The organism is Paenarthrobacter sp. NPDC018779, from assembly GCF_044391085.1.
Lineage (GTDB): Bacteria > Actinomycetota > Actinomycetes > Actinomycetales > Micrococcaceae > Arthrobacter.
The window spans coordinates 133158-158007 of record NZ_JBIRZS010000005.1; the positions used below are offsets into that span (position 1 = coordinate 133158).

Genomic DNA, 24850 nt, shown 5'->3' on the forward strand with positions numbered 1-24850 from the left:
CCATGGCAGTCAATGCCTACGGTCCACCGCCGGCACGGTTCCCGGGACGCCAAACACGTCCCGGGGCCGCGCGGCGGCAGGGCCCCACACCACAGGGACTTACCTCCCCGGCTCTCACTGCCCACGGCCTGGCCCTTTGGGTCAATCCGGCCGAGGGCGATCCCGTAGACCCCAAGATTTGGGAACGGGCAGCACGAATGGTGCTCGCCCGGGCCATGAAACTTGCTCCGGAGGCGGAAGTCCGCATCTGGCCCGCCCCCGGAGCAGAGCACTCCGGCGTCGGCGACACTTCCTGGGGCGGCACTCCGCAGGAAACCGCCGACGCCGGTAACCACCTTTCCGGATCACGTTCCGTCTCGCTCGCGGACGCCCTCGCGGACGATTCCGAAGCAAGCGAAGCCAGCGGCAGCACCGCCGTCGAACCCGTAACGTTGGCGGCCCGGCGCAGCCAGCTTGCAATCGACCTCGCCGCTGAAGTAGTCCTGCTGGACGGTGAGCCGGTTGCCTTTACTGGCATGGAATACAAGCTGTTGCGCTACCTCGTGGTGAACTGCTCCCGGGCTATTTCACGTGAAGAATTGCAACGCTTCCTGGAGTCATTTGACCTCCCGGGCGCAGCTTTCCGCTCGATCGACGTTTATGTTGGAAGAGTGCGGCGCAAGCTTGGCAATGCCCGTTACACCGTCTCCACCGTCCGTGGTGGTGGCTACCAGTTCGTGCCCGGCCCTTATGCCACGGTGCGCGGACCCGCGGAATACAGCATCTGATTTTGCTGTTCTACATCTCGATTCCGCTTTTTTGTATGACCAAACGCCGGTGCACACCGGTTGAACGTAAAGGATCGCCATGACCCAGAAACTCCTCGTCGGAACGCAAGCCCCTGACTTCGCGCTTCTCGACGCCGACGGCACCAAGGTCTCGCTGTCCGACTACCGCGGACGCAACGTGATTGTGTACTTCTACCCGCAGGCCGCCACCCCCGGCTGCACCACGGAGGCCTGCGACTTCCGTGACAACCTGGCCACCCTGCAGGGCAAGGGCTACGACGTCATCGGCATCTCCCCCGACGCCCCCGAGGCACTGGCCTCCTTCACCGGCGACTTCGCGCTGACGTTCCCGCTGCTCTCCGACGAAGACCACGCTGTTGCGCTGGCCTACGGCGCTTGGGGCGAAAAGCTGGTCAACGGCGAGATCGTCGAGGGCCTGGTCCGCTCCACGGTGGTCCTGGACGGCGAAGGCAAGGTCACACACACCCAGTACCAGGTCAAGGCCCAGGGCCACGTCCAGGCCCTCCGCGAAGAACTCGGCGTCTAACCCTCTCTCACCGAACCCCCCTCCCAACCCGACGCTCTCTCACGGAACCCCCGTTTTGGGGGATCCCTCTCTCACGGAACCCCCGTTTTGGGAGATCCCTCTCTCACGGAACCGCCCTTCCTGGGCATCCCTCTCTCACGAAATCACCCCTTTCGGAGAGCCCTCTCGCACCTGACTGAACAACATTTGTAACGCCCGCTCGCGCAATGTGAGCGGGCGTTCATGTTGGTTGACTAAACGTGACAAAATCCACTGGACATTAGTTAATGGAGCCATGGTCTCAACCTCGCCCCAACGCCATGCCGTAGTCGTCGAAGATGACGAAGACATCCGTGGCCTCCTCGTGGTGGTCCTCGAGCAACTCGACTTCATCGTCACCGAAGCCCCGGACGGATTGACCGGCGTCGAGGCCGTGAAGAACACCAACGCCGAGCTGATCACCCTGGACATCAACCTCCCGGACATCGACGGCATGGAGGTCTGCCGCAGGGTCCGTGAATTCTCCGACGCCTACGTCCTGATGCTCACCGCCCGCGCCGACGAACTGGACCGCCTCACCGGCCTGGACACCGGCGCCGACGACTACCTCACCAAGCCCTTCAGCCCCAAGGAACTCCAGGCCCGCATCAGGGCCCTTTTCCGCCGCGCACGCACGCCCGCCCAGCCCACGGAAGACCCCCGCCAAACCGACGAACTGGCGCGCGCCGCCGTCGTACAGAAGAGCCTCCTGCCGCAGGAGAAGGTGCGGCTGGATGATTACGACGTCGCCGGGTCCTTCCGCCCATCGCGCAGCGTGGGTGGGGACTTCTACGACTGGTACCAAACCGCCGACGGCATGCACCTCACGTTCGCCGACGCCATGGGCAAAGGCATGGGCGCAGCACTCATCGCCGCTACGGTGCGCGCTGTGATGCGCTCCGTGGCAGACAACCCCGCGATCGATTCCGCTTTCGCCTCCGCAGGAGCCACCATCGCCTCGGACCTGGACCAGTCGGGCTCGTTCGTGACCATGTTCCACGCGCGGCTGGACAGCGCTTCCGGCCGGCTTAGCTATATCGACGCCGGTCATGGACTTGGGCTGCACATCCCCGCCCAGGGTGCCGCCCGCCGCTTGGTTTCAGCGGGTCCGCCGGTGGGAATCCTCGAAGACGAAGTCTGGCCCGCAGCCCAACTCACCCTGGAGCCAGGGGACTCGCTGGTGATCGTCAGTGACGGAATCCTGGACGCCCACGCTTCGCTGGAGGACTTCATCCGGAACGTGGAGAAGGCAGCCCGCAACGAGGGAAGCTCGGAGGAAATCTGTGCCGCCCTTCTGGAACTGGCACCGGCCGCCACGGCGGAAGACGACGTGACCGCCGTCGTGGTTCGACGGAAACCAACCGGACAGTAAGCCACCAAAGGGGGATCGTGACTCGTTTCTGGACTCGTTTGATCGTTGTCCTCACCGTCATTCTCGGCGTGAACTACGTTGCCTGGCGGTGGCTGGCCTCGCTCAACTGGGAGGCGTGGTGGATTGCCGTCCCGCTGGTCATCGCGGAGACGTACAGCCTCATTGACGTGATGCTGTTCGGGCTGACGGTGTGGAACCTCAAGATCCGCAAGCCGCCTCCCCCTGCCCCGGCCGATGCCACCGTGGACGTATTCATCACCACGTACAACGAGCCCTTCGACCTGGTGATGACCACGGCATTGGCTGCCAAGGAGATCCGCTGGCCGCACAGCACCTGGATCCTCGACGACGGAAACCGGCCGGAAATGCGCGAACTCGCCGAAGCCAACGGGATCGGCTACGTCACGCGCACCGCCGACTGGACACCGGACATGCCGCGCCACGCCAAAGCCGGGAACCTGAACAACGCGCTCATGCTCACCTCGGGCGAGTACCTACTGATTCTCGACGCCGACCAGATCCCCGAGCCGGACATCCTGGACAAGACGCTGGGCTACTTCAACGACGACCGCGTTGCCTTGGTCCAGACACCCCAGTACTTCATCAACGTGCCCGCCGACGATCCCCTCGGCAGCCAGGCCCCCCTGTTCTACGGACCCATCCAGCAAGGCAAGGACGGCTGGAACGCGGCGTTCTTCTGCGGCTCCAACGCCATCCTGCGCCGCGAAGCCCTCATGCAGCTGGGCCTGGTGGGCTACGTGAAAGCCACGGAACAGAGCATCAAGCGGGCGTTGGCTGCGTCCAAACAGGCCATCAAGAAAGCCCGCCGCTCCCCTGAGGCCGGGAACCCGCTCGTGGAGCAGATGCTGAACGAAGTTGAGGCCGCCACCAACACGGCCCAGCAGGAGCTCGAAGCACGGGTATCCCTCAGCGAGATCACGTACCGGGTCCGCCGCAAAGTCGACGAAGCCGTGCGGACCCTCGTGGCCGCGGACTTCTCCGCGCTGCAGGCCGACCTTGAGGAAATCGCCGCGATGGAACTCGCGCACGTCGGCGAGGGTGGCGTAACCACGGTGGCAAGTGACGCCGTCGACCGTATGTCCGGACGCGACTGGTCACCGCTGGGTGCGCTGGAATCCGTCCACGCGGTCCTCGACGCCATCTCCGTGGAACGCACCGACGAGGCGCAGCCCATCATGCCGCTGGCCACCATCTCCGTCACGGAGGACATGGCCACCGCAATGCGCCTGCACGGACTGGGATGGAAGAGCGTGTACCACCACGAGATCCTCGCCAACGGACTGGCTCCGGAAGACCTCAAAACCATGCTCACCCAGCGCCTCCGTTGGGCCCAGGGCACCATGCAGGTGCTCCTCCGCGAAAACCCGCTGGTGCAACGCGGTCTCTCCTGGGGTCAGCGGCTTATGTACTTTTCCACCATGTGGACCTACCTGAGCGGCTTCGCGGCCGTCGTGTACTTCGCGGCGCCCATCATCTACCTCACCCTGGGCATCCTCCCCGTCACCAGCCTCAGCTTCGACTTCTTTGTCCGCTTCATCCCGTTCATGGTGGTGAACCAGTTGCTGTTCCTCGTGGCCGGGCACGGCATCCCCACGTGGCGCGGCCAGCAATACAGCCTCGCGTTGTTCCCCACCTGGATCCAGTCATGCACGACGGCGGCACGCAACGTTTGGTTCGGCCGCCCCCTTGGGTTTGCGGTCACCCCGAAGGCGCGACAGAGCGGCGGGCCGAGTTGGAGCCTCATCCGGCCGCAGATCATCGTTGCCGTACTCCTGGCTATTGCCCTGGTGGTGGGTATGGCCCGACTATTCACCGGTCTCTCTGAGCCGCTGGGAACGCTGGTCAACGTGGCGTGGGTGGCCTTCGATCTGGTGGTCCTGAGCGTGCTGGTGAAAGCAGTTTTGTATAAGGGATTCGTCCCCGAAGATGTTGGGTCCGCTGGGCCCGGAAGCCCCGAGGAGAGGAATGGCGATGCAGTTCAGCTATGAGGTCAAAGACAAGTACGCGGAAGTGAAGAGTGTTGGCCGCCTGAACATGGTGGCCGCGCCGAAGCTCCGCGAAGTGGTCAACGAGGTTGTCGCAGCCGGATCAAGCCGCGTGGTGGTCAACCTGGCGGAGACCGACTTCATGGATTCGTCGGGCCTCGGAGCCTTGATCGGTTGCCTCAAGGCTGCACGCCAGGCCGGCGGGGACCTCCGCATCGCCGCAGTCCAGCCGCAGGTGAAGATGGTGCTGGAACTGACCAATATGGACCGGGTCCTCACCGCCTACCCCACGGCAGAGGCTGCGTTCGGCGATGACTGACGTCATTGCCCGCCGGGGCTATCACGGTCCGTCCAACGACGAAGCGATCGAGGCCATCCACAACGAACTCGATGCCCTGTGGGACGATGCGTCCTTCGTGCCGGACATGGACCGGATGACGTTCGCTACCGCCGTGATCGAATCGGCCGCGAACATCGTGCAACACGCCGAACCCGTGGCCGAGGAGCCCGTGGAGATCGACGTTGAGATCGGCGTGTGGCCGGCCCGGCTGGTTGCCCGGGTCAGCGCCCATCATGCCCGCGAACCGTTCGCCGACCACATGCAGGCCTCCATGCCCGATTCGGAAGCGGAATCAGGACGTGGGCTCGCGCTCATCGAGGCCCTGGTGACCACGGTAACGTTCGAACGCCAGGACGGCACCAACACCTGGATCCTGACCCGCAACACCTGACCCCCTCCCCCAACCCTCTCTCACCGAATCGCCCCTTCCCACCAACCCTCCCTCACCGAATCGCCCCTTCCCACCAACCCTCCCTCACCCGGGTGCGTGGGCCTTTCTCCCCATGGCGACGCGTACGGCGGGTATGAAAGCATGCGGTGATGGCCGCCGTCGTGCCTTTATCCGAACTGGGGAAACCATGCGCCGCACTTCACCAGGAGCGTTGTTCCTGACCGTCGTCCTGACTAGCGTCACGTTGGCCGGATGCACGGCGGCCACGGACGGACCCACCCGCACACCGAGCAGCGCCCCGCCCATCACGGCGGGCCCCGAGCCGGTTGACCAGAGCCTGGCAAAGTACGATTCCCTGCGCGCTGACCTGATTGCGGCATTGGAGGAGAAATTGTCCGGCATCACTTGGAGCGTGGACAAAGGAGCCAGTTTGGCGAAGTCCACGGATGGTCGCTGCATCCTCCAAATTGCCAGCATGAAGAGCAGCGCGGACATCGTCAAAGCGTCCAACAACTTCGAGGATGTTTTCGCCGCAGGCGACCCCGTCCTGGCCCAGCACGGCTTCCCGGCTTTCGGCGGAACGGACGATGTACCGGGTGGCTGGGTGGTCGCCCGTAGTACAAACGGATCGGGGTCCACGGTGACCATCGAGTCGAAGAGCCCGGCTTACCTCTCGGTCACTGTGCCGGTGGACTCGCCGAACTGTGATTCCGCGGAGATTCCCGCAGGCTGACAGGGAACGTCTAAGCATCGCCTCGGCACTGAGGGGGGATAGGGTGACCCTGGCGACAGCTAAGCAAGGCATGCAGCCGTGGTTCAATGGCGTCAAAGTAGGCGTGGTCAAGATCGGCCTATCGGAGGGCGCACCCGGCATCCAGGTGTGGATCCGCACGACCGGTCACGCCCGGAAACAGGCTTTCCGCGAAGGCCAGTGGGTGGTCCTACCCCTACCGGGTGCGGGAATCCTGCGGATTAAATCATCAACCCCACCGCCGTGAACACGCCTGTGGTCGCGATTTTAGCGTACGACGGCGGTCAGCGCAGCCATTGACGGTCGGCACCGTCAGGGTCTTTCCGTAAGACAGAACTACGATTGTGCACGTATTGCTTTGAGCAAGTCGGCGGCCAGAATCGACACTGACATGGACACGAGTTCTGGATCCCCCAATCCTTCTTCAGCACGGCCCGCCATCAGGGACCCAATGGCCTCCGGACCCGGAGCAAAAACCATCTGAAGGTACTCGATGGCCTCCCTGGTAGCCTCCACACTGACGGAGTCTGCCAAGAGCCGATTAAAACCGTCGGCCAGGTCGCCAGTGTCAATGGCACGAAGGATGCGGTATGCGTCGTGGGCGTCCTTGTCCAGCAGGCGGTGCGGGGTGTCGATCCGCTCAGCAATCTTGTGCAGCTTCGCTACAAGGAGAGCGGCCGCACTTGCCACCTTTACTTTTGCGACACGACTATCTTCGGCAGCAAGCGCTGGGACATCGAGAAAACCATGGTCCACAAGCGCCGCCTCGAGTCCACGGGCTCGACGAGTCGCGCGCCTGTCATGTGGAGGTATCCTGGCACCGCGTGTGCCTGCTCCTGCAAAACTTTCCGGAACCATAAGGTCAACGGGAATGCCGTCCAGGCTTATCCAGGCACCCGGTTGACCAGTCGCCGACGGTACAAAACCTGCGAGCCTCATGGCATTTTCGAGAAGTGGATCGTCCCCGAGCAGCCGGGGGTCAACTGCAACGTCGCTGTCCTTCGTAGCTTCCGCCAAAGCTACATCAATGCCTCCAGTCCTCAGATAAACGGCCTGGGCACCGATAACGATGACCGCATCACTGTGCTCATGCAGCGCCTCGAGCGCATCCAAAAGCACCGAACGAGCGCGGATCAGCAAATCTTCGCCGCTACCTCCAGAACTGTTCATTGCGCACCATCCAATCAATGAGCTCTTCCGCCTCTGAGGGAGCCCGCCCTGGCCCTGTAATGAGGTCAACAGCGACCTGTGCAGGTGCCGCCAGCCTGAGCCCGTCTTGTCGGATTCTGGCCCCCTTCAGTGCAACAGCGTATGCCGGTTTAGCCAGTAGGACGTTCACACCCGATTCTGTTGGGCGGAGCCCCCACTCCTCCGCTGCTCTCTGGGGATCAACTGTGTAAATCATGGCCGATCGGGCTGGCGCGTTAGCCGCCCAATGCGCAGCAGCTATGGAGCCTGTCACAGCGTAATCCTGTACGGTGCTTGTACGCGCTCGGTTTAGCAGGTCTTCCAGCCCGCGTGGTGCTATCCAGCGCGTTATCATGTTGGATTTCTGAAATTGATAATCGAGGCTCCACCTCCGAAGCAGGGCAGGCCAGTCCGGGCAACTCAAGAAACCATTCGGGGTTCTCTGGACGAGTTCTTCGGCCTCAAGAAACTCGATCACCCGATATACGGAACCAGTTGATGCTCCGGATTCAGAGACAAGTTCACGAATCTTCCAGGGCCCACTTCTGTCCAGCATCGCGCGGACTACTTTTGCTGCAGGCTCCCCCTTCAAAGTTCCTCGTGGTCGGCCCCTTCCCCTCCACGGATCCGCATTATCGCCTTTATCCGACACGAACAGAGCAGGTGACTCCGTGCGCAACAGAATGTTGCCTGTTGCGTCAGCATAGGAGAGGTCGGACTGAGCCAGTCGGTCGCGAACCGATGGGGGCAAGTATCGCGCAACTACCATTCCAATTGACTCACCAAGTTTCAGGTACCGTTCGAGATGTTCCTCAAACGGCGATATATCCCGGACGTCCACCAAGCGCTTAGCGTGAACAAGAATCTTTGTCTGCGTACCGTCTGGGGCACGAAGAAGAAAATAGGAGTCCGGACGCCGGCCGTCGGACAGGACTTGCAGTTCCAATGACCAGCTTCGCGGGATACGCTCACGAAGAAGAGCCTCCGCTATCGTGGGCAGTTCAGCCTCGGTGGGAGGTGCGTCCAACGCCTTCACTGCATGCATGTTCAGATAATATGCCTTTTCCGCTGGCGGCGGAAGAGTCTATATTCCTGAACATCCCATGAGCCTATCTAGCCCAGAAGTTTGCGATCGCCTCTTTCAGCGCGCCCAACACCAGGGTAACTGACGCACTGTTCGCGTTCGGGCCCATCATGCCGATCCGCCAGACAGTGTCCGTATACTCACCCACTCCGGCACCGATCTCCATGCTGAAGTGCTCCAAAAGGTAAGCGCGAACGGCGGCCGAGTTGACGCCGTCGGGCACTTTGACCGTGGTGAGGCTTGGCAGGCGGGCGCCTTCGGCGGCGAACAGCTCCAGGCCCATTTCCTGCAGGCCGTCCTGCAGGGCAGCGCCGGCGGCGCGGTGGCGGGCCTGGACGACGTCGAGACCCTCCGCCAGGATGCGGCCCAGCGCAGCGTCAAGGCCCGCGATCATCGTGACCGGCGCCGTGTGGTGGTACGTCCGCGCGCCCGAGGCAGCCCCCACGTACCCACCGAGAAGCCCTATATCGAGGTACCAAGAACGAGGGTCCTTCACTCTCCGTTCGAAGGCCCTGTCCGAAACCGTGAAGGGTGAGAGCCCCGGCGGCACGCCCAAGCACTTCTGGGTTCCGGCATATCCGACGTCGATCCCCCAGTCGTCTGCCAAAAGTTCCAGTCCGCCGATGGACGTCACGGCGTCGGTGATCAGGAGCGCATCGCCTTTGCCGGCGCCGAGGGCGGCGATATCGGACAGCACGCCCACGGAGGTCTCGGCGTGGACCGCAGCGATCACCTTGGGGTTCGGATGCGCGGACAGGACGCGGTCAGCATCAACGGGTTGGCCCCACTCGTGATCCACCCGGATGACGGTGGCACCGCAGCGTCGGGCGACCTCGCACATGCGGGCGCCGAACAGGCCGTTGACGGCGATCACGGCAACGTCGCCCTCGGCAACCGTGTTGACGAAGGCTGCTTCCATGCCGCCGGAGCCCGTGGCACTCAAGGGCAAGGTCCGGGCGTTGGCAGTTCCCCACACCGAACGGAGTCCGTCACACACCCGATCCAGCCGCTCAATGAACACCGGGTCCAGGTGTCCCAGAACGGGCCAGGACAGGGCGGCCATGGCTTCCGGGTAGCAATTGCTCGGTCCGGGACCGAACAGGAATCTGGAGGTCAGGATGTCTGGCATGGGGCGAACTCCTTCAACGCAGTTGATGGTCATTCTGCCGCACACTGCGCTGCGAGGCCCGCTCTGCGCGCCAAAACCCAAACAGAGGGAGCAGAGCGGGCCTCACAGCGACCTCTTAGCGGCAACTGCTAAGGTTACTCACCATTATTGAGGCCGCCACGATAGGGGACGAGAGTGACGACTGAAGGAAACGGGCAGCCCGGACAAGGCGTCCGCGGGGAAGTGCAACAGGATCGATACGTGGCGGGCCAAGACCTCACCCGCTGGAAATCCCCGGTGGGCCGTGCCCTGGCCGCGGGCGTGCAATGGATTACCAATCTCCTGGGCCCGTACGCCGCGTTGGTCATCACGCTCGGAATTGGCCTGCTTGTTGCCGTCGCCTTGGCCATAGCCTTCGGCGAAGTCTACGAATCGGTGATTGAGGCTGATGGGGTAGCTGGGCTGGATCATCCCGCCTTAAGCGCAGCCAAATCCATGCGCTCCCCCGCCCTGGACGTAGCAACCACGGCCTATACCAACATCGGCGGCACGGTGGGCATGCCCATCATCGCCGTGGGGATCATGGTCTTCCTGGCCTTGCGGCGGAAGTCGTGGACCCCGGTGATCCTGATGCTGGCCGCAGGACTGGGCTCACTGCTCATGACGGTGCTCGGGAAGCCGCTCTTCGGACGTACCCGGCCGGACCTCAGCGATGCCATTCCTCCCTTTGAACACTCCCCCTCGTTCCCCAGCGGGCACTCGTTGAACGCGATCGTCATAGCCGGCATCGTGGCCTATTTGGTGATCCTCCGTGTCAAGACCATCAGGGGCCGGGTCACAACCATTGCCATAGCCTCGGTCTTCTCTTTGACCATGGGCCTGAGCCGGGTCTACCTGGGCCACCACTGGCTGACTGATGTGCTGGCGGCGTGGGCCCTGGGCATTGCGTGGCTCGCCCTGGTTATCACTGCCCATCGCCTTTATCTGACGGTGCGCACAAGGCACCACAAGGAGGTAGTCTCTTGACACACCCCCGACACCTCAGCTTCACTTATTACGTATGCTGAAATAACAGTTCCATGATGCGGAAGCTAGAAGCGCACGCTTCCTCCGGCCCACACAACCGGGGTTCCGCATAGCCCACACCATGGATGCCAGCATTTGCACGAGGATGAAACAAGCATGGAGCTTGCAGTATTCAACAGTGTTGACCGTGACGAAGCCATCAAGGTCCTGACCCCTTGCCTGGACATCGCCCGCTGGGTGGAAACCATCGTCGATGCCCGCCCCTTCACCAGCGTGGACGAGTTGCTGGCCCAGGCCAACAACGCCGCCGACCCGTTCACCCCGGAAGAGGTGGAGTCCGCAATGGCCCACCACCCCCGGATTGGCGAACGCCCCAAAGCCCAGACCACCGAAGCCGCAATGTCCCGCTCGGAGCAGGCCGGCGTGGATGTCAGCGACGCAACCGCAGCGGCCCTGGCTGACGGCAACCGCGCCTACGAAGAGAAGTTCAACAGGGTCTTCCTGATCCGCGCCGCCGGCCGCAGCGCGCAGGAAATCCTGGCCACACTCCAGGAACGCCTCACCCACACCCCCGAACAAGAAGACACGATCGTGGCTGAGCAGCTCCGCGAGATCGCACTGTTGCGCCTCTCCGGCCTGGTCAGCGAAGGAGCCCACGCATGAGCGTTTCACAAGTCACCACCCATGTCCTCGACACTGGTTCCGGCCGCCCGGCGACGGGTGTCGCCGTCGTGCTTTACGTGCGCGAAGGCGAGAACTGGACACTGGTGGGCAAGGGCGAAACCGACGCCGACGGCCGCATCAAGAACCTCGGCCCCGAGCGGATTCCCGGCGGCGCCTACCGCCTCAACTTCGCCACCGGCGCCTACTACGAGGGCCTGGGCACCGAGACGTTCTTCCCCGAAGTGGACCTGAACTTCACGGTTTCGGACGCTGGCGAGCACTACCACGTGCCGCTCCTCCTGAGCCCGTTCGCGTTCTCCACCTACCGCGGCAGCTGACCAAGCCTGCCGCCCGTAACGCCCTTCGGCCAGTGCCGGAGGGCGTTACTTGTACCCAAACCCGGAACGGTAGGCTGGAAGGCATGGCTTCCGAGGACACCCCCACCCCCGCACCGAACAACGAATCGCCCGCACGCCGCGACATCACCGTGCGCCGCGCGCCCAAGTTCGTGCCGTTCATGATCCTCGGAGCAATCGTCGGCGCGATCGTGGCCGCCATCATCGCCTACGGCCGTCCCGCCGATCCCGAATTCGACGCCAGCACTGTCTTCGGCTTCTTCCTGGTGGCGTGCGCAGCCGGCGGAGTCATCCTCTTCTCCATCCTCGCCCTGGTCCTGGACCGCATCAGCGTCAGGCGCACCCGGCGCGCAGTGGTGGAAGCGGTGCCGGATTCGGTTCCGGACGAGGGTCCAGAGCACGACGGCGGCCGCTGACTTTCGCTCTGTTCTCCCCTTTTCGGCGGGTACCACTGTGAGACGCGCCGCATTTTGCGCGTGTGGCGCTTGATACCGGGGTCACAAAACCGGAGCGGGAACTTACCACGGCCACAACATGAGACAATCGACCAGTGGCACGTGGCGACGGAAAACTTTCACATGATCTTCTCCCCGGCGAAAAAGGCCCCCAGGACGCTTGTGGCGTCTTCGGGGTTTGGGCTCCCGGTGAAGAAGTAGCAAAACTCACCTATTACGGGCTGTATGCGCTGCAGCACCGCGGACAAGAGTCGGCTGGTATCGCTACCAGTGACGGCAAGCGCATCAACGTCTACAAGGACATGGGCCTCGTTTCCCAGGTCTTTGATGAGACCACCCTGAACACCCTCACCGGGCACCTGGCCGTTGGCCACTGCCGGTACTCCACCACCGGTGCAAGCCACTGGGCCAACGCGCAGCCCACCCTGGGCGCCACCGCAACAGGCACCGTGGCCTTGGCCCACAACGGCAACCTGACCAACACCGCCGAGCTGCGCGAGATGATCCTGCAGCGCAACAACGGCCAGCTCACCGGTGAAATGAAGCAGGGCAACACCTCGGACACCGCGCTGGTGACCGCGCTCCTGGAGGGCGAAGAAGGCAAGACCCTGGAGCAGACCGCGCTGGAGCTGCTGCCCAAGATCAAGGGTGGCTTCTGCTTCGTCTTCATGGACGAAGGAACCCTCTACGCCGCCCGCGACACGTACGGCATCCGCCCGCTCTGCCTGGGCCGCCTTGACCGTGGTTGGGTAGTCGCCTCCGAGCAGGCCGGCCTGGCCACCGTTGGCGCCAGCTTCATCCGCGAGATCGAACCCGGCGAATTCATTGCCATCGACGAAGAGGGCGTCCGCTCTCAGCGCTTCGCCGACGCCACCCCGGCCGGCTGCGTCTTCGAGTACGTCTACCTGGCCCGTCCGGACGCTGCCATCGCAGGCCGTTCCGTGTACGAGTCCCGCGTGGAGATGGGCCGCCAGTTGGCCCGCGAAAACACCCACGAGGCGGACCTCGTCATTCCCGTGCCGGAGTCCGGTACGCCTGCAGCTGTCGGTTACGCCGAACAGTCCGGGATTCCGTTCGCGCACGGCTTCGTCAAGAACGCCTACGTCGGCCGTACCTTCATCCAGCCCTCGCAAACGCTGCGGCAACTCGGTATCCGCCTCAAGCTCAACGCACTGGAATCCGTGATCCGCGGCAAGCGCATTGTGGTGGTGGACGACTCGATCGTCCGCGGCAACACCCAGCGCGCCATCGTCCGGATGCTCCGCGAAGCCGGCGCCAAGGAAGTCCACGTCAAGATCTCCTCGCCGCCCGTCCAGTGGCCTTGCTTCTACGGCATCGACTTCGCCTCGCGTGCGGAGCTCATCGCCAACGGAGCCACCATCGAGGAAATCTCCCAGGCCATCGGTGCCGACTCACTGGCCTACATTTCCGAGGACGGCATGATCGGGGCAACCCAGCAGCCGCGCGAACGCCTTTGCACGGCCTGCTTCACTGGCAAGTACCCCATCGAACTGCCGCACGCGGACAAGCTGGGCAAGAACCTGCTGGAACGCACGGACCTGGGCGGCCTGCCCTCCGCCGAGGCACTCAACGACGCCTCTGCCTCCGATTCCGAGGACCCGGCGGACAAGCCCGGCGCTACTGGCTGTGATCCGGGACCCGACGCCGAGTTCGAGAACCTCCTGACCGACGCTGATCGTTTGACCGACGCCGACAAGAAAGAGTCTGTATGACCTCCGCAACCCCAGCCGCCGATAACAACACCGGCATCACCTACGCTTCGGCGGGTGTCGATGTTGAAGCAGGCGACCGCGCCGTCGAACTCATGAAGGACGCCGTCAAGGCGACCCACAACGCCTCGGTGATTGGCGGCGTCGGCGGTTTCGCAGGCCTGTACGACGTCTCCAAGCTGCTGACCTACAAGAAGCCGCTGCTTGCCACGTCCACCGACGGTGTGGGCACCAAGGTAGCCATCGCCCAGGCCATGGACATCCACGACACCATCGGTTTCGACCTGGTGGGCATGGTTGTGGACGACATTGTGGTTGTTGGCGCCGAGCCGCTCTACATGACCGACTACATCGCCTGCGGCAAGGTTGTTCCCGAGCGCATCGCGGACATCGTCCGTGGCATCGCTTCCGCTTGCTCCGTGGCCGGTACGGCCCTGGTGGGTGGCGAAACCGCGGAGCACCCGGGCCTCCTGGGCGAGCACGAGTACGACGTCGCAGGTGCCGCAACGGGTGTGGTGGAAGCCGACGCCCTCCTGGGCCCGGACCGCGTCCGCGCCGGCGACGTTGTGATCGGCATGGCCTCCTCCGGCCTGCACTCCAACGGCTACTCGCTGGTCCGCCGCGTCATCAACCACGCGGGCTGGGCCCTGGACCGCCAGGTTTCCGAGCTCGGACGCACGCTGGGCGAGGAACTCCTTGAGCCCACGCGCGTCTACGCCGCCGACTGCCTGGACCTGGCCCGGACCTTCCCCGTTTCCGCGGGTGCGGCCGTGCACGGCTTCAGCCACGTCACCGGCGGCGGGCTCGCAGCCAACCTGGCCCGCGTCCTCCCGCAGGGCCTCGTCGCCACCGTTGACCGCGCCACATGGGAACTCCCCGCGATCTTCAAGCTGGTCTCCGAGCTGGGCAACGTCCCGCTGGCCGACCTGGAGCGCACGCTGAACCTCGGCGTGGGCATGGTTGCGATCGTCTCCCCCGAGGCCGCAGACGCAGCTGTGACCCGCCTCAACGAGCGCGGCCTGCCGTCGTGGGTCATGGGTACGGTTGCCGCCGACTCGGACTCGATCGACAAGACCGGCCCGGACTACGTCCAGGGTGCCAAGGGCGTCGACGGCGGCGCGGTCCGTTTGGTGAACGCCTACGCCTAAGCGCATATCGCCTTTGCGCTAATCTTCGCAGCGGAACGGCCCGGCAGTTGTAAACCAGCTGCCGGGCCGTTCTGCATCTCCCGCTTTCCCAAGTAGGGGACAGCACGTGTCGCTGTGGAGCCTCATAGCGACATGTGCTGTCCCCTACTTGGGTGAAACGATCTGGATGAGGCTGAGAACTCCGCCTTGGGGATCCCGGATGGTGGCCAGCGAGCCTTCCTCGGGACGGTCCTCGGGTTCCACCAGCAGCTCACCGCCCGCGGCTACAGCGGCGTCGGCGGCCGCTCGGAGATCGGCCACACCGAAGTAAACCTGCCAGCCGGCCTCGTCCCCGTCTTCGGCAGGAACAATCCCGGCCACCTCGTCACCGCGGACCATCAGCGTGGAGTAGCTGCCGCCGTCGTCCTGGGGATATTCGGTGACCTCGTACCCGAAAAGTTGTTGGAAGAACGCCACCGCGGCCTGCGGCTCGGGAGTCAGCAGCTCGGCCCATGCCAAGGCGCCGGCCTCGTTGAAGCGGTGGCTTCCCGTGTGGGTTCCGGCCTGCCAGATGCCGGTGGTTCCACCGCCCGGCGGCGCGACGAAGGCCAGTGTCCCCGTATCCGCCACTTGCTCGGGGCCGAACTCGAGCTTTCCGCCAACGTGCGCGGCATCCTCGGCGACTTCCTCGGCGTCGGTAGCAGCGAGGTAGATGTTCCACTGACCGTGGGTTCCCGCGGCTTCCTGGAGCGGGTTCTGCGGAGCGATCACAGCCACCAGGTCCTTGTCGATGAAGGCTTGGGAGTAACTGCGACCATCCGGGGTAGGCAGGTCCTTGAAGTTCCACCCGAACAATGCCCCGTAAAAGTCCTTGGCCGCGGCAACGTCCCTCGTCTGCAGGTCCGCCCAGCACGGCTCACCACTGGCGTAATGGGTCCGCGTGGTCATGCGCTGAGGCCTGTCATGATGCTGAACGCGGCGCCGGCAGGGTCCATCAGCACCGCCATCCGTCCGATCCCGGGCACGTCGAAGGCCGGAGCGATCACGTGGCTGCCGAGTTCCACGGCGTGAGCTACGCTCCGGTCAACGTCCTCAACAGCGAAGTACGTCATCCAGAACGGCGAGAGCCCCTCGATGGGCAGCTTCAGCGCGCCGGCAACAGCGCGGCCGTCGACCACCAACTCCGTGTACTCCTGCAGGTCACCCGCGGGCCGGATGTTGCTGGTGATGCCAGTGACTTCCTCGTAAAACTTCACGGCACTGGGGACATCGTTGGTCTGCAGTTCGTTCCAGATCATGGTGCCGGGTTCATTCACCAGCCCCGAACCGTGGTGGTTCCCGGCTTCCCAGAAACCGATCTGGGCGCCGGTGGGGTCCGCGGCGAAGAACATGCGGCCGCCTCCATTGGCCACGGCGTCCGGCGGGAAAAGAACGGTTCCCCCTGCGGCGACGGCCCGCTCGGCAGCCTCGTCAACAGAATCCACGGCGAGGTAGTTCGCCCAATAGGAAGGCATCCCTTCCGGGGCGTCCGGCATCTGCTGCATCATGCCCGCGACGTACCGGCCCTTCAACTTGGCCATGAAGTAGGTCATGCCTTGGCCCGCGTCCATGGCGTCCAACTCCCAACCGAAGAGCTCGCCGTAGAACTTCCTGGAAACCTCGATGTCAGTGGAGGACAGGTCCACCCAACACGGTGTTCCTTGCTTGTACTGATCGACCTCCGGCATGGCTTTCCTTTCGCTGAACCTCGTCCCCCATCAACCCCCGCCCCCATCAACTTAGTACCGGGGTCTGACAAGGACAACGCACCGGCCTGACCCATCAGGGATGCGCAACGTTGCGAGGCCCGCTCTGCGCGCTAATTCCCGATTTTGGGGCGCAAAGCGGGCCCTGCAACATGCTGGGATCGCAAGCAAAAGAAGGCCCGCTGGGTACGCCAATGGCTGGCGTGCCCTGCGGGCCTTCTTCAGAGATTTCCGGCATCACTTGATGCACGAACAAACCTTGATGTACGACGGCGGTACGCAACTCAGTGCCCAAAGGCACCTGTTGGTTGCGACAGCTATCCGAGACGGCGGGTGTCTACCTCGTCGTCGTCGTCTTCCGCGTACTTGTCCTCGTAAGCCGAGTAGTCCGGCTCCGGGGGATCTTCGGGGAAGTGGCTCTTTGCACGACTGGATGGGCCCGTGAGCTCACGCTCAAGTGCCGAATAGTCAGTGTTCGGGGAGTAGTACTTGATATCCCGAGCCTGCTTGGTAGCTTTTGCCTTTTGACGGCCGCGCCCCATGGCGTGACCCCCTTTTGTACTTGGACCGGAGGTGGTCACCTTGGCTATCGGTGAGGCCCCGGAATGTTTGGTCAATTTGTCGTATGTCTAGATTACATGGTTTCCGGGGTGCCTGCGTGCCACCTGGGGGCCGCGCCGGGCCATTCAACACCCGAAAGCAGCTCAGGGCACCTCCCATGCACACGAAAATTGGGTAGAGTCTGCCTCAATGCGGCGTCAGAGCAGGAAGGCACACCACTGGAATGAGTCAGGACAACACTCCACCCCGTGACGGTTCATCCCACGAGCCGGGCGAAGAACAGGTCCCGCCTGCCTCGAAGGTGCCGCCAGAACCCCAACAACCCAACCAGCCACCGGTTCCGCCCCAGCCCCTCTCGCCGCCGCACTCCTATCCCCCACCGGGCGGCTACCCGCAGCAGGGTCAGCCTCCCCAGCAGGGAACCTTCGGCCAGCCGGTCTACCCGAACCTACCAAGTGGCCCGAACCAGCCAAGTGGCCCTGGCCAGCCGCCGTACGCCGGACAAGAACCCACTTACCAGCAGGAGCCCGAGCACCCGGACGCGGTCAAACGACAGCGGTTGGTCATTGGCGGGATCGTCCTGGGCGTCCTGGTGCTTATCGGTGTTGTGATCTGGGTACTCCTGAGCCTCCTGGGCACCCGTCCGGAAGCCGTGGCCCCGTCACCCTCCCCGACAGCAACCTTGGGCCCGCTCCCACGGGATACGGACTCCAGGGACTTCCAGGTGGGCGACTGCTTCGCGGAGTTCGATCCCAACGCCACCAAAGCCAAGGCCGTTGCGTGCGATACCGAGCACACTGCCCAGCTGGGCGCCATCCATACCTATGCCCAGGATGATTCCTTCCCCGGCACCAACGCCCTCCGGGACAAGGGCCGGGAGGTATGCAAGAGCATCAAGTTCAACGACGCCGTGGACAACTACACCAATCTGCTCCAGCAGAACGTCTATCCGAGCCAGAGCAGTTGGGACCGTGGCGATCGCCGGGTTGACTGCTTCATCGTGGTGAACACGGGCAGCACCCTCAAGGAAGACCTGCTCCGGAAGTAGCAGCCCGGCTGCTCCCGGAGCAGGCGACTACCTACTTCCGGCGGACAGAAAGCCCCGTGCCCGCCGGCATGCCGCCGTCGAGGTCCAGGGACTCAAGCCCCGCAATGGTGAGTTCGTCGACGTCGGCCGCCGTGTCCACCAGGACTGTATCGCCGTCGCTGATGTCGCCGGCAAGGATCTCCTTGGCCAGACGGTCGCCGATCTCGCGCTGCACCAAGCGGCGCAACGGCCGGGCACCGTACGCGGGATCGTAGCCGGACATGGCGAGCCAGGCCCGGGCTCCGTCGGTCACTTCGAGGGTGAGCCGGCGGTCGCGCAGGCGCTTGGTCAGTTCGGCGACGTGCAGTTCCACAATCCGGGCGAGCTCCTCCACCGAGAGGGGATCGAACAGGACGATCTCATCGAGGCGGTTCAGGAACTCCGGCTTGAAGGATGCCCGGACCACGGCCATGACGGCTTCGCGCTTGGCCTTGGCATCGAGGGTGGTGTCCACCAGGAACTGGCTGCCCGAGTTGGATGTCAGCACAAGGATGGTATTGCGGAAGTCCACGGTGCGGCCCTGGCCGTCGGTGAGGCGGCCGTCGTCGAGCACTTGCAGGAGGATGTCGAACACCTCGGGGTGGGCCTTCTCAACCTCGTCCAACAGCACCACTGAGTACGGCCTGCGCCGAACCGCCTCGGTGAGCTGGCCGCCCTCTTCGTAGCCGACGTATCCCGGAGGGGCACCAACCAGGCGGGCCACCGAGTGCTTCTCGCCGTACTCGGACATGTCAATCCGGATCATGGCGCGCTCGTCGTCGAAGAGGAAGTCGGCCAGCGCCTTGGCCAGCTCCGTCTTGCCGACGCCCGTCGGGCCGAGGAACAGGAACGAACCCGTGGGGCGGTTGGGGTCGCTGATGCCGGCGCGGGCGCGGCGAACAGCGTCGGACACAGCCTGGACGGCCTTGGACTGGCCGATCAGGCGCTTCCCGAGCTCGGCTTCCATGTGCAGCAGCTTCTGGGACTCCCCTTGCAGCATGCGGCCCGCGGGGATCCCCGTCCAGGCCGAAATGACCTCGGCAATGTCGTCGGCGGTGACCTCTTCTGCGACCATCAGCTCCGGCTCCGAATCGCTGCGTGCCGATTCTTCCTCGGCAGCAGCGTTGAGCTCACGTTCCAGCGCGGGCAACTCACCGTACAGAATGCGCGACGCCGATTCGAGGTCACCTTCGCGCTGGTGCTTCTCGGCGGCTGAACGCAGCTCGTCGATCTTGGCCTTGAGGTCACCCACGCGGTTCAGTCCGGCCTTCTCCGCTTCCCAGCGCGCATTGAGCGCCGCGAGGCTCTCCTTCTTGTCCGCCATATCCGCGCGCAGGGCGGCCAGCCGCTCCACTGAGGCAGGATCGGTCTCGCCTTGGAGTGCCAGTTCCTCCATGGTCAGGCGGTCCACGGCGCGGCGGAGCTGGTCGATCTCCTCGGGCGCGGAGTCGATCTCCATGCGAAGGCGCGATGCGGCTTCGTCCACCAGGTCAATGGCTTTGTCCGGGAGTTGGCGGCCGGAAATGTAGCGGTTGGACAGCGTGGCTGCCGCAACCAGGGCAGAGTCGGCGATGGCCACTTTGTGGTGTGCCTCGTAGCGTTCCTTGAGTCCACGGAGGATGCCAATGGTGTCTTCCACGCTCGGCTCGCCCACGTAGACCTGCTGGAAACGACGTTCCAGGGCCGGGTCCTTCTCGATGTTCTCGCGGTACTCGTCCAAGGTGGTGGCACCGATCAGGCGGAGCTCGCCACGGGCCAGCATCGGCTTGAGCATGTTGCCGGCGTCCATGGCACTCTCGCCAGTTGCGCCCGCGCCCACCACCGTGTGGATCTCGTCGATGAAGGTGACGATCTGCCCGTTGGAGTTCTTGATCTCCTCCAGGACTGCCTTCAGGCGTTCCTCGAATTCACCGCGGTATTTGGCGCCCGCCACCATGGAAGCGAGATCCAGGGCAATGAGGGTCTTCCCGCGCAGGCTTTCGGGGACGTCGCCGGCCACCATGCGTTGCGCCAGGCCTTCGACGACGGCCGTCTTGCCAACGCCGGGCTCACCAATCAGCACGGGGTTGTTCTTGGTGCGGCGGCTCAGCACCTGGACCACGCGCCGGATCTCACTGTCGCGGCCGATCACCGGGTCCAGCTTTCCGGAACGGGCAACTGCGGTCAGGTCGGTTCCGAACTTCTCCAGGGCCTGGAACGTGTTTTCCGGGTCAGGAGAATTGACCTTTCGGTCGCCGCGGACACCCGGCAGGGCGGCGAGAAGCGCCTCATGGGAGGCGCCGGCGTCGCGCAGTAACTTCCCGACGGCGTCGCTTCCGGCCGAGAGTCCCAACAGCAGGTGCTCGGTGGAGACAAAGGAATCGCCGAGCTTGTCGGCGTCGGCTTGGGCGGCCTGGATGGCCAGCATGGACTGGCGCGACAACTGCGCCTGCTGGACGGAACTGCCCGACGACGACGGCAGCGCCTTGATGGCGGAACTTGCCTGCACGCTCACGGCGTCCGGATCGGCACCCGTTGCCCGGAGGAGGGCTACCGCGACGCCCTCCCGCTGGTCCATGAGGGCTTTCAAGAGGTGTGCGGGCTCCACCTGCGGGTTGCCGGCGGTGGAGGCATTCATGGCGGCCGCAGAAAGGGCCTCCTGGCTTTTGGTGGTGAATTTGACGTCCAAAGAGAGCTCCCTTTCTGGAGTAGAACCAAGGATTACAGAGTTGAGTCTACTACGCTCAACTTTGGATTTGGCCCGACTGTGTTCCATGTTTGCCCACGGCGAAACTGCTGTCCAGCACCGGTTTGCGGATTACCGGGGCGGCCCTCGCTGACGAACCCCGCATGCTTGGCCGCCGGGCGCCCCCGTTCCAGCAAACCCCCGCGCCCCGGCGCACCCGCTACAGCAAGCCATCGCGCCCGAACGCGCCCAGCGCACCCGTTCCAGCAAACCCCCGCGCCCGCTCCCGCCGAGCGCACCCGTTCCAGCAAACCCCCGCACCCATACCCGCCGAGCGCTCCCGTGCTTACGGCCGCGAATGGCGGGAAATGGTGCGCCCCCGTTTCACAAGATCCGGAATGCCACAGGGAAAGTAGGCTGGGCCCCATGGAACCCATCGCTTCGGTGCACGAGTTGGAAGAACTGATCGGCCTCCCCCTCGAACGCGTTCGACGCAAAGTGCGGACTTCGCTCAGCGACTTTGATCGGCAATGGCTCGCGGCCAGCCCCTTTTGCGTGATCTCGACGGCGGACGCCCACGGTCGCGTCGACGCCTCACCCAAGGGTGACCCCGCTGGATTCATCCACGTCCTGGACGACTTCACCATCGCCATCCCGGAAAGGCCCGGCAACAAGCTCGCCTTCGGATTCCGCAACATCCTGGAGAACCCGAACGTTGGCATCCTCTCCGTGGTTCCAGGACGAACCGACACCCTGCGCATCAACGGGACGGCCCAGCTTGTCCGGGATGCGGACTTCTTCGATCACATGGTGGTCAAAGGCCACCGTCCGCGGGTTGCCATCGTGGTCGGTGTGGACGAGGTCTTCACCCATTGTGGCAAAGCCTTCATGCGCAGCGGATTGTGGGAACCGGACTCCTGGGACAGCGAAGGACTGCCGTCCATAGCCACGCTTTCCAAGACCTACGTCCAGCCGGAAACGCCATTGGAGGATCTCGAAGCCTATTACGGGCCGGCGTACGCGCAACGCATGTATCGGGAGTAGATCCGCGTTCCGCCCTGCGCACCCCTTACGTCGCGGCATCGCATCCGTTGACGCCGAGGGCTACCGCTACTACGGGAGCGCCGGGCGTGAAGTGGCGCGAGGGCACCACGTGGCGCGCACCGCCGACGTCGCGGCATCGCATCCGTTGGCGCCGAGGGCTACGCTACTACGGCAGCGCACGGCGTGAAGAGGTGCGAGGGCACCAAAGTGGCGCGCACCGCCGTCGTGAGCGCACCGCCGTCGTACGCATCCGGAAGGAAGCGAAAGCGATCCGTAAGCATTACCCATGGCCCGCCGGGAGCGCCCGCCGTAACCTGTTCTAGGGAGAGAGTCTCAGGCGCGAAGGAGCGTCCCATGGAATGGATCCGTCCGGACAATCCGGACTATGACGAAACCCGGAAACTCTTCAATGCAATGATCGACCGCAGGCCGGCCGTCATCGCCAGATGCTCCAGCCCTGGCGAGGTGGCAGAGACGTTGAAGTATGCCCGCAACCACAATCTGGAGGTGGCGGTCAGATCGGGCGGGCACTCGGTGGCCGGTATGTCCACCAACGAGGGCGGGCTGGTGATCGACGTCCGTCCCATGAAGTCCGTTAGCGTGGACCCGGAAGCCAGGACGGTGACGGCCGGCGGAGGGCTCACGTGGGGCGAATTTGACCGGACCACGCAGCAGCACGGATTGGCGGTCACGGGTGGCCGGGCATCGACCACCGGCGTCTCCGGCTTTACGCTCGGCGGCGGCTCGGGGTGGCTGGAGCGCGCCTATGGCTTCGCCTGCGACAACCTCCTCTCCGTAGACCTGGTTACCGCTTCCGGTGATTTGGTGACGGCGAGCGAACACGAGAATCCGGAACTCTTCTGGGCCTTGCACGGTGGCGGAGGCAACTTCGGTGTGGCTACGTCCTTCACGTTCCAGTTGCACGATCTGGGCCCGACAGTCATGGCGGGATTGACACTGTTCCCCGGCGAGGCCGCGACGGAGCTGTCCAGGGCCTACCGACAACTGGCACTGGACGCACCGGATGAGGTTGGCACAGCGCTCGTGTATCTGACGGCTCCGCCTGAAGAGTTCGTTCCGGAGGACATGGTGGGCAAGCTGGCCGTGGGCATGGCCTATGTGTACGCCGGGAACGTGGAGGCGGGCGAAGAGCACGCGAAGCCCTTCAAGGAACTGGGCCCGTCGGTGGACCTGATAGGTCCCATGGGCTACGCCGATTTCCAGTGCATGATCGACGATCCTCCGGATCACTACAACTACTGGAGCGCCGATTACCACGACCAACTCAGCGACGAGGCGCTGGACATCCTGGTGGACTCCGCCCGAAGGCTCCCGGGTGCGCATTCACAGCAGCTCATCGGTCGCTGGGGAGGTGCGGTGGCCGGTCCTGCGGCGGCGAACACCCCGCTGCTGAACCGTGGAGCCGCCTGGGTCAGCCATCCATTCGGCCTTGCGGAAACCCCGGAGGGCGGACAGGAAGCCAAGGCGTGGGTGAAGCAGTTCAGGCAGGACATCGCTCCCCATACGAGCGGCGGGGTATGGCTGAACTTCATCGGCGACGAGGGCCAGGACCGCATCATCGCAGCCTACGGCGAGCAAAACTACCGGCGGCTCTCCAAGGTCAAGGCACAGTTCGATCCCGACAACACGTTCAGGGGGAACCAGAACATCCTTCCGGCAGAGCACTGACACTCCTTCCCAGTTGCCGTGAACCCCACCGGCAAAGTTGCCTGTGGTCCGGGGCGGTGGTTGGCGGTAGACACGCCCCGATGGCCGGCAACTGGGAAGGATCGTCCGGGTTTGGCCTGGGACCCGGCTCTGGCCTGCGACGGCGCCGGGCCTCGGCCGCCGCGCTACCCGGCCTCAGCCGGCGCGCTCACCCTCACCCTCAGCCGCCGGATATCCGGGACTACACTTTGGCCATGGCCATCTACGTCGACCCTCCCCTTTGGCCCGCGCACGGCACCGTCTTCTCGCACCTGATCTCGGACAAGTCGCTGGATGAGCTGCATGCGTTCGCTGCGGCGGCAGGGGTTCCGGAGCGGGCTTTCGACGGCGACCATTACGATGTGCCCGAGCGCCGGTACGACGACTTGGTCAAGGCAGGTGCCATTCCCGTCGAAGCCCGGATCCTGGTCCGCAAACTCATCGCCAGCGGTCTGCGCATCCCGGCCCGCGAACGCAGCAAGGCCCTCACTGTGCCGCTGATGGAGCGCTGGAACAGCACGTATCCCGGCCACGAGGAACTCGGCTTGGAGTTGTTGGAACGTTGGGGCGAGGCCACCAGGAAGTACCACGGCCGCACGCATCTCCTGGCTGTCCTTGAAGCCTTGGACACCTTGACCGACCCAGCGTTACCCGCGCGCACTGTTGCCCTTGCTGCGTGGTTCCACGATGCCGTCTATGAGGGGGTTGCCGGGCAGGACGAGGAGGAGTCCGCCCGGCTCGCCGAAGACCGCCTGACCGCCGCCGGCTTGGCCCCCGGCGACGTGGCCGAGGTAGCGCGCCTGGTCCGGCTGACGGACAAGCACAGTCCCGAGCCGGGCGACCACGCCGGAGCCCTCCTCTGCGATGCGGACTTGTCCGTGCTCGGTGGCGACGATCAGTCCTATGCCAGGTATGTGGCGGCCGTCCGCGAAGACTACGCCCACGTCAGCGACGCCGATTTCGCGAAGGGGCGTGCCGCCGTCGTGCGTCACCTGCTGGGCCTGGACCCGCTGTTCCATGGCGACCGCGCAAAGGCCCTGTGGCTGGACGCGGCCCGTCGTAACCTCGCCGCGGAACTGGCCTGAGCGAACCCCGAAGACCGGACCGGGAGCGCCGCAACGGCAACCGTCGTC

The 24850-nt window shown here is 64.3% G+C and carries 23 protein-coding genes; 17 read left to right on the forward strand and 6 right to left on the reverse strand.

What is annotated here, in order from left to right; genetic code table 11:
• Positions 1–2: 2 nt before the first annotated feature.
• From ACH488_RS08390 to ACH488_RS08420, 7 genes are all read left to right on the forward strand, one after another.
• Positions 3–767, forward strand: a complete 765-nt coding sequence (locus ACH488_RS08390) for a winged helix-turn-helix domain-containing protein (RefSeq protein WP_397323481.1) — start codon at positions 3–5, stop codon at positions 765–767.
• Between the two features lie 79 nt (positions 768–846).
• Complete coding sequence (gene bcp / locus ACH488_RS08395) at positions 847–1314, forward strand: thioredoxin-dependent thiol peroxidase (RefSeq protein WP_397323482.1); 468 nt, start codon at positions 847–849, stop codon at positions 1312–1314.
• Between the two features lie 274 nt (positions 1315–1588).
• Entirely contained in the window at positions 1589–2704 is a 1116-nt protein-coding gene (locus ACH488_RS08400) for a PP2C family protein-serine/threonine phosphatase (RefSeq protein WP_397323483.1), read from the forward strand.
• A 17-nt stretch (positions 2705–2721) separates the two neighbouring features.
• Entirely contained in the window at positions 2722–4713 is a 1992-nt protein-coding gene (locus ACH488_RS08405; RefSeq protein WP_397323484.1) for a glycosyltransferase family 2 protein, read from the forward strand.
• On the forward strand, positions 4697–5029 hold the full coding sequence (locus ACH488_RS08410; protein ID WP_397323606.1) for an STAS domain-containing protein: 333 nt from the start codon (positions 4697–4699) through the stop codon (positions 5027–5029). Before ACH488_RS08405 ends, ACH488_RS08410 begins: the two co-directional genes overlap by 17 nt.
• Positions 5022–5441, forward strand: a complete 420-nt coding sequence (locus ACH488_RS08415) for an ATP-binding protein (protein WP_397323485.1) — start codon at positions 5022–5024, stop codon at positions 5439–5441. Before ACH488_RS08410 ends, ACH488_RS08415 begins: the two co-directional genes overlap by 8 nt.
• A gap of 187 nt (positions 5442–5628) precedes the next feature.
• Positions 5629–6174, forward strand: coding sequence for a hypothetical protein (locus ACH488_RS08420; protein WP_397323486.1), 546 nt, complete (start codon positions 5629–5631; stop codon positions 6172–6174).
• Between the two features lie 354 nt (positions 6175–6528).
• On the opposite strand, the gene ACH488_RS08425 is transcribed toward ACH488_RS08420, so the two are convergent.
• The gene (locus ACH488_RS08425; protein ID WP_397323488.1) at positions 6529–7362 is read right to left on the reverse strand and encodes a hypothetical protein; all 834 of its coding nucleotides are present in this window, start codon (positions 7360–7362) and stop codon (positions 6529–6531) included.
• Between the two features lie 1127 nt (positions 7363–8489).
• Positions 8490–9593: a pyridoxal-phosphate-dependent aminotransferase family protein gene (locus tag ACH488_RS08430; RefSeq protein ID WP_397323490.1), complete on the reverse strand. Its 1104-nt coding sequence runs from the start codon at positions 9591–9593 to the stop codon at positions 8490–8492.
• 174 nt (positions 9594–9767) lie between these two features.
• Between ACH488_RS08430 and ACH488_RS08435 the strand changes: the two genes are divergently transcribed.
• The 6 genes from ACH488_RS08435 (at position 9768) to purM (ending at position 14950) form a co-directional block, all read left to right on the forward strand.
• Positions 9768–10598, forward strand: a complete 831-nt coding sequence (locus tag ACH488_RS08435) for a phosphatase PAP2 family protein (RefSeq protein ID WP_397323492.1) — start codon at positions 9768–9770, stop codon at positions 10596–10598.
• Between the two features lie 156 nt (positions 10599–10754).
• Entirely contained in the window at positions 10755–11261 is a 507-nt protein-coding gene (gene uraD / locus ACH488_RS08440) for a 2-oxo-4-hydroxy-4-carboxy-5-ureidoimidazoline decarboxylase (RefSeq protein WP_397323493.1), read from the forward strand.
• The gene (gene uraH, locus ACH488_RS08445) at positions 11258–11599 is read left to right on the forward strand and encodes a hydroxyisourate hydrolase (RefSeq protein WP_397323495.1); all 342 of its coding nucleotides are present in this window, start codon (positions 11258–11260) and stop codon (positions 11597–11599) included. The genes uraD and uraH overlap by 4 nt, the downstream gene beginning before the upstream one ends.
• A gap of 83 nt (positions 11600–11682) precedes the next feature.
• Positions 11683–12033 (forward strand): hypothetical protein, encoded by a 351-nt coding sequence (locus tag ACH488_RS08450; RefSeq protein WP_397323496.1) that lies wholly within the window; start codon positions 11683–11685, stop codon positions 12031–12033.
• A 134-nt stretch (positions 12034–12167) separates the two neighbouring features.
• Positions 12168–13805: an amidophosphoribosyltransferase gene (purF, locus tag ACH488_RS08455; protein WP_397323498.1), complete on the forward strand. Its 1638-nt coding sequence runs from the start codon at positions 12168–12170 to the stop codon at positions 13803–13805.
• Positions 13802–14950, forward strand: coding sequence for a phosphoribosylformylglycinamidine cyclo-ligase (gene purM / locus ACH488_RS08460; RefSeq protein ID WP_397323500.1), 1149 nt, complete (start codon positions 13802–13804; stop codon positions 14948–14950). The genes purF and purM overlap by 4 nt, the downstream gene beginning before the upstream one ends.
• A 144-nt stretch (positions 14951–15094) precedes the next feature.
• Here purM and ACH488_RS08465 read toward each other — a convergent pair whose 3' ends face one another.
• From ACH488_RS08465 to ACH488_RS08475, 3 genes are all read right to left on the reverse strand, one after another.
• Positions 15095–15877, reverse strand: coding sequence for a VOC family protein (locus tag ACH488_RS08465; RefSeq protein ID WP_397323502.1), 783 nt, complete (start codon positions 15875–15877; stop codon positions 15095–15097).
• On the reverse strand, positions 15874–16656 hold the full coding sequence (locus tag ACH488_RS08470; RefSeq protein ID WP_397323504.1) for a VOC family protein: 783 nt from the start codon (positions 16654–16656) through the stop codon (positions 15874–15876). Before ACH488_RS08470 ends, ACH488_RS08465 begins: the two co-directional genes overlap by 4 nt.
• Before the next feature lie 335 nt (positions 16657–16991).
• The gene (locus ACH488_RS08475) at positions 16992–17216 is read right to left on the reverse strand and encodes a DUF3073 domain-containing protein (protein ID WP_347108543.1); all 225 of its coding nucleotides are present in this window, start codon (positions 17214–17216) and stop codon (positions 16992–16994) included.
• A 242-nt stretch (positions 17217–17458) separates the two neighbouring features.
• Here ACH488_RS08475 and ACH488_RS08480 point away from each other — a divergent pair, with 242 nt between their 5' ends.
• Positions 17459–18283: a septum formation family protein gene (locus ACH488_RS08480; RefSeq protein WP_397323506.1), complete on the forward strand. Its 825-nt coding sequence runs from the start codon at positions 17459–17461 to the stop codon at positions 18281–18283.
• Positions 18284–18314: 31 nt separating this feature from the next.
• On the opposite strand, the gene clpB is transcribed toward ACH488_RS08480, so the two are convergent.
• Positions 18315–20969 (reverse strand): ATP-dependent chaperone ClpB, encoded by a 2655-nt coding sequence (gene clpB / locus ACH488_RS08485; protein ID WP_397323508.1) that lies wholly within the window; start codon positions 20967–20969, stop codon positions 18315–18317.
• Between the two features lie 423 nt (positions 20970–21392).
• Here clpB and ACH488_RS08490 point away from each other — a divergent pair, with 423 nt between their 5' ends.
• From ACH488_RS08490 to ACH488_RS08500, 3 genes are all read left to right on the forward strand, one after another.
• On the forward strand, positions 21393–22010 hold the full coding sequence (locus ACH488_RS08490; protein WP_397323510.1) for a pyridoxamine 5'-phosphate oxidase family protein: 618 nt from the start codon (positions 21393–21395) through the stop codon (positions 22008–22010).
• Between the two features lie 354 nt (positions 22011–22364).
• Positions 22365–23699: an FAD-binding oxidoreductase gene (locus tag ACH488_RS08495; RefSeq protein WP_397323512.1), complete on the forward strand. Its 1335-nt coding sequence runs from the start codon at positions 22365–22367 to the stop codon at positions 23697–23699.
• A 233-nt stretch (positions 23700–23932) separates the two neighbouring features.
• A complete protein-coding gene (locus tag ACH488_RS08500; protein WP_397323514.1) occupies positions 23933–24802 on the forward strand; it encodes a DUF4031 domain-containing protein in 870 nt (289 codons plus the stop codon).
• The last annotated feature ends 48 nt before the right edge of the window (positions 24803–24850 follow it).

Bases quoted from the DNA above. Each gene is read 5' to 3' on its own strand.
- ACH488_RS08390 (WP_397323481.1), top strand. From the start codon at position 3: ATGGCAGTCAATGCCTACGGTCCACCGCCGGCACGGTTCCCGGGACGC.
- bcp (WP_397323482.1), top strand. From the start codon at position 847: ATGACCCAGAAACTCCTCGTCGGAACGCAAGCCCCTGACTTCGCGCTT.
- ACH488_RS08400 (WP_397323483.1), top strand. From the start codon at position 1,589: ATGGTCTCAACCTCGCCCCAACGCCATGCCGTAGTCGTCGAAGATGAC.
- ACH488_RS08410 (WP_397323606.1), top strand. From the start codon at position 4,697: ATGCAGTTCAGCTATGAGGTCAAAGACAAGTACGCGGAAGTGAAGAGT.
- ACH488_RS08415 (WP_397323485.1), top strand. From the start codon at position 5,022: ATGACTGACGTCATTGCCCGCCGGGGCTATCACGGTCCGTCCAACGAC.
- ACH488_RS08420 (WP_397323486.1), top strand. From the start codon at position 5,629: ATGCGCCGCACTTCACCAGGAGCGTTGTTCCTGACCGTCGTCCTGACT.
- ACH488_RS08425 (WP_397323488.1), bottom strand. From the start codon at position 7,362: ATGAACAGTTCTGGAGGTAGCGGCGAAGATTTGCTGATCCGCGCTCGT.
- ACH488_RS08430 (WP_397323490.1), bottom strand. From the start codon at position 9,593: ATGCCAGACATCCTGACCTCCAGATTCCTGTTCGGTCCCGGACCGAGC.
- uraD (WP_397323493.1), top strand. From the start codon at position 10,755: ATGGAGCTTGCAGTATTCAACAGTGTTGACCGTGACGAAGCCATCAAG.
- uraH (WP_397323495.1), top strand. From the start codon at position 11,258: ATGAGCGTTTCACAAGTCACCACCCATGTCCTCGACACTGGTTCCGGC.
- ACH488_RS08450 (WP_397323496.1), top strand. From the start codon at position 11,683: ATGGCTTCCGAGGACACCCCCACCCCCGCACCGAACAACGAATCGCCC.
- purM (WP_397323500.1), top strand. From the start codon at position 13,802: ATGACCTCCGCAACCCCAGCCGCCGATAACAACACCGGCATCACCTAC.
- ACH488_RS08465 (WP_397323502.1), bottom strand. From the start codon at position 15,877: ATGACCACGCGGACCCATTACGCCAGTGGTGAGCCGTGCTGGGCGGAC.
- ACH488_RS08470 (WP_397323504.1), bottom strand. From the start codon at position 16,656: ATGCCGGAGGTCGATCAGTACAAGCAAGGAACACCGTGTTGGGTGGAC.
- ACH488_RS08475 (WP_347108543.1), bottom strand. From the start codon at position 17,216: ATGGGGCGCGGCCGTCAAAAGGCAAAAGCTACCAAGCAGGCTCGGGAT.
- ACH488_RS08480 (WP_397323506.1), top strand. From the start codon at position 17,459: ATGAGTCAGGACAACACTCCACCCCGTGACGGTTCATCCCACGAGCCG.
- ACH488_RS08490 (WP_397323510.1), top strand. From the start codon at position 21,393: ATGGAACCCATCGCTTCGGTGCACGAGTTGGAAGAACTGATCGGCCTC.
- ACH488_RS08495 (WP_397323512.1), top strand. From the start codon at position 22,365: ATGGAATGGATCCGTCCGGACAATCCGGACTATGACGAAACCCGGAAA.
- ACH488_RS08500 (WP_397323514.1), top strand. From the start codon at position 23,933: ATGGCCATCTACGTCGACCCTCCCCTTTGGCCCGCGCACGGCACCGTC.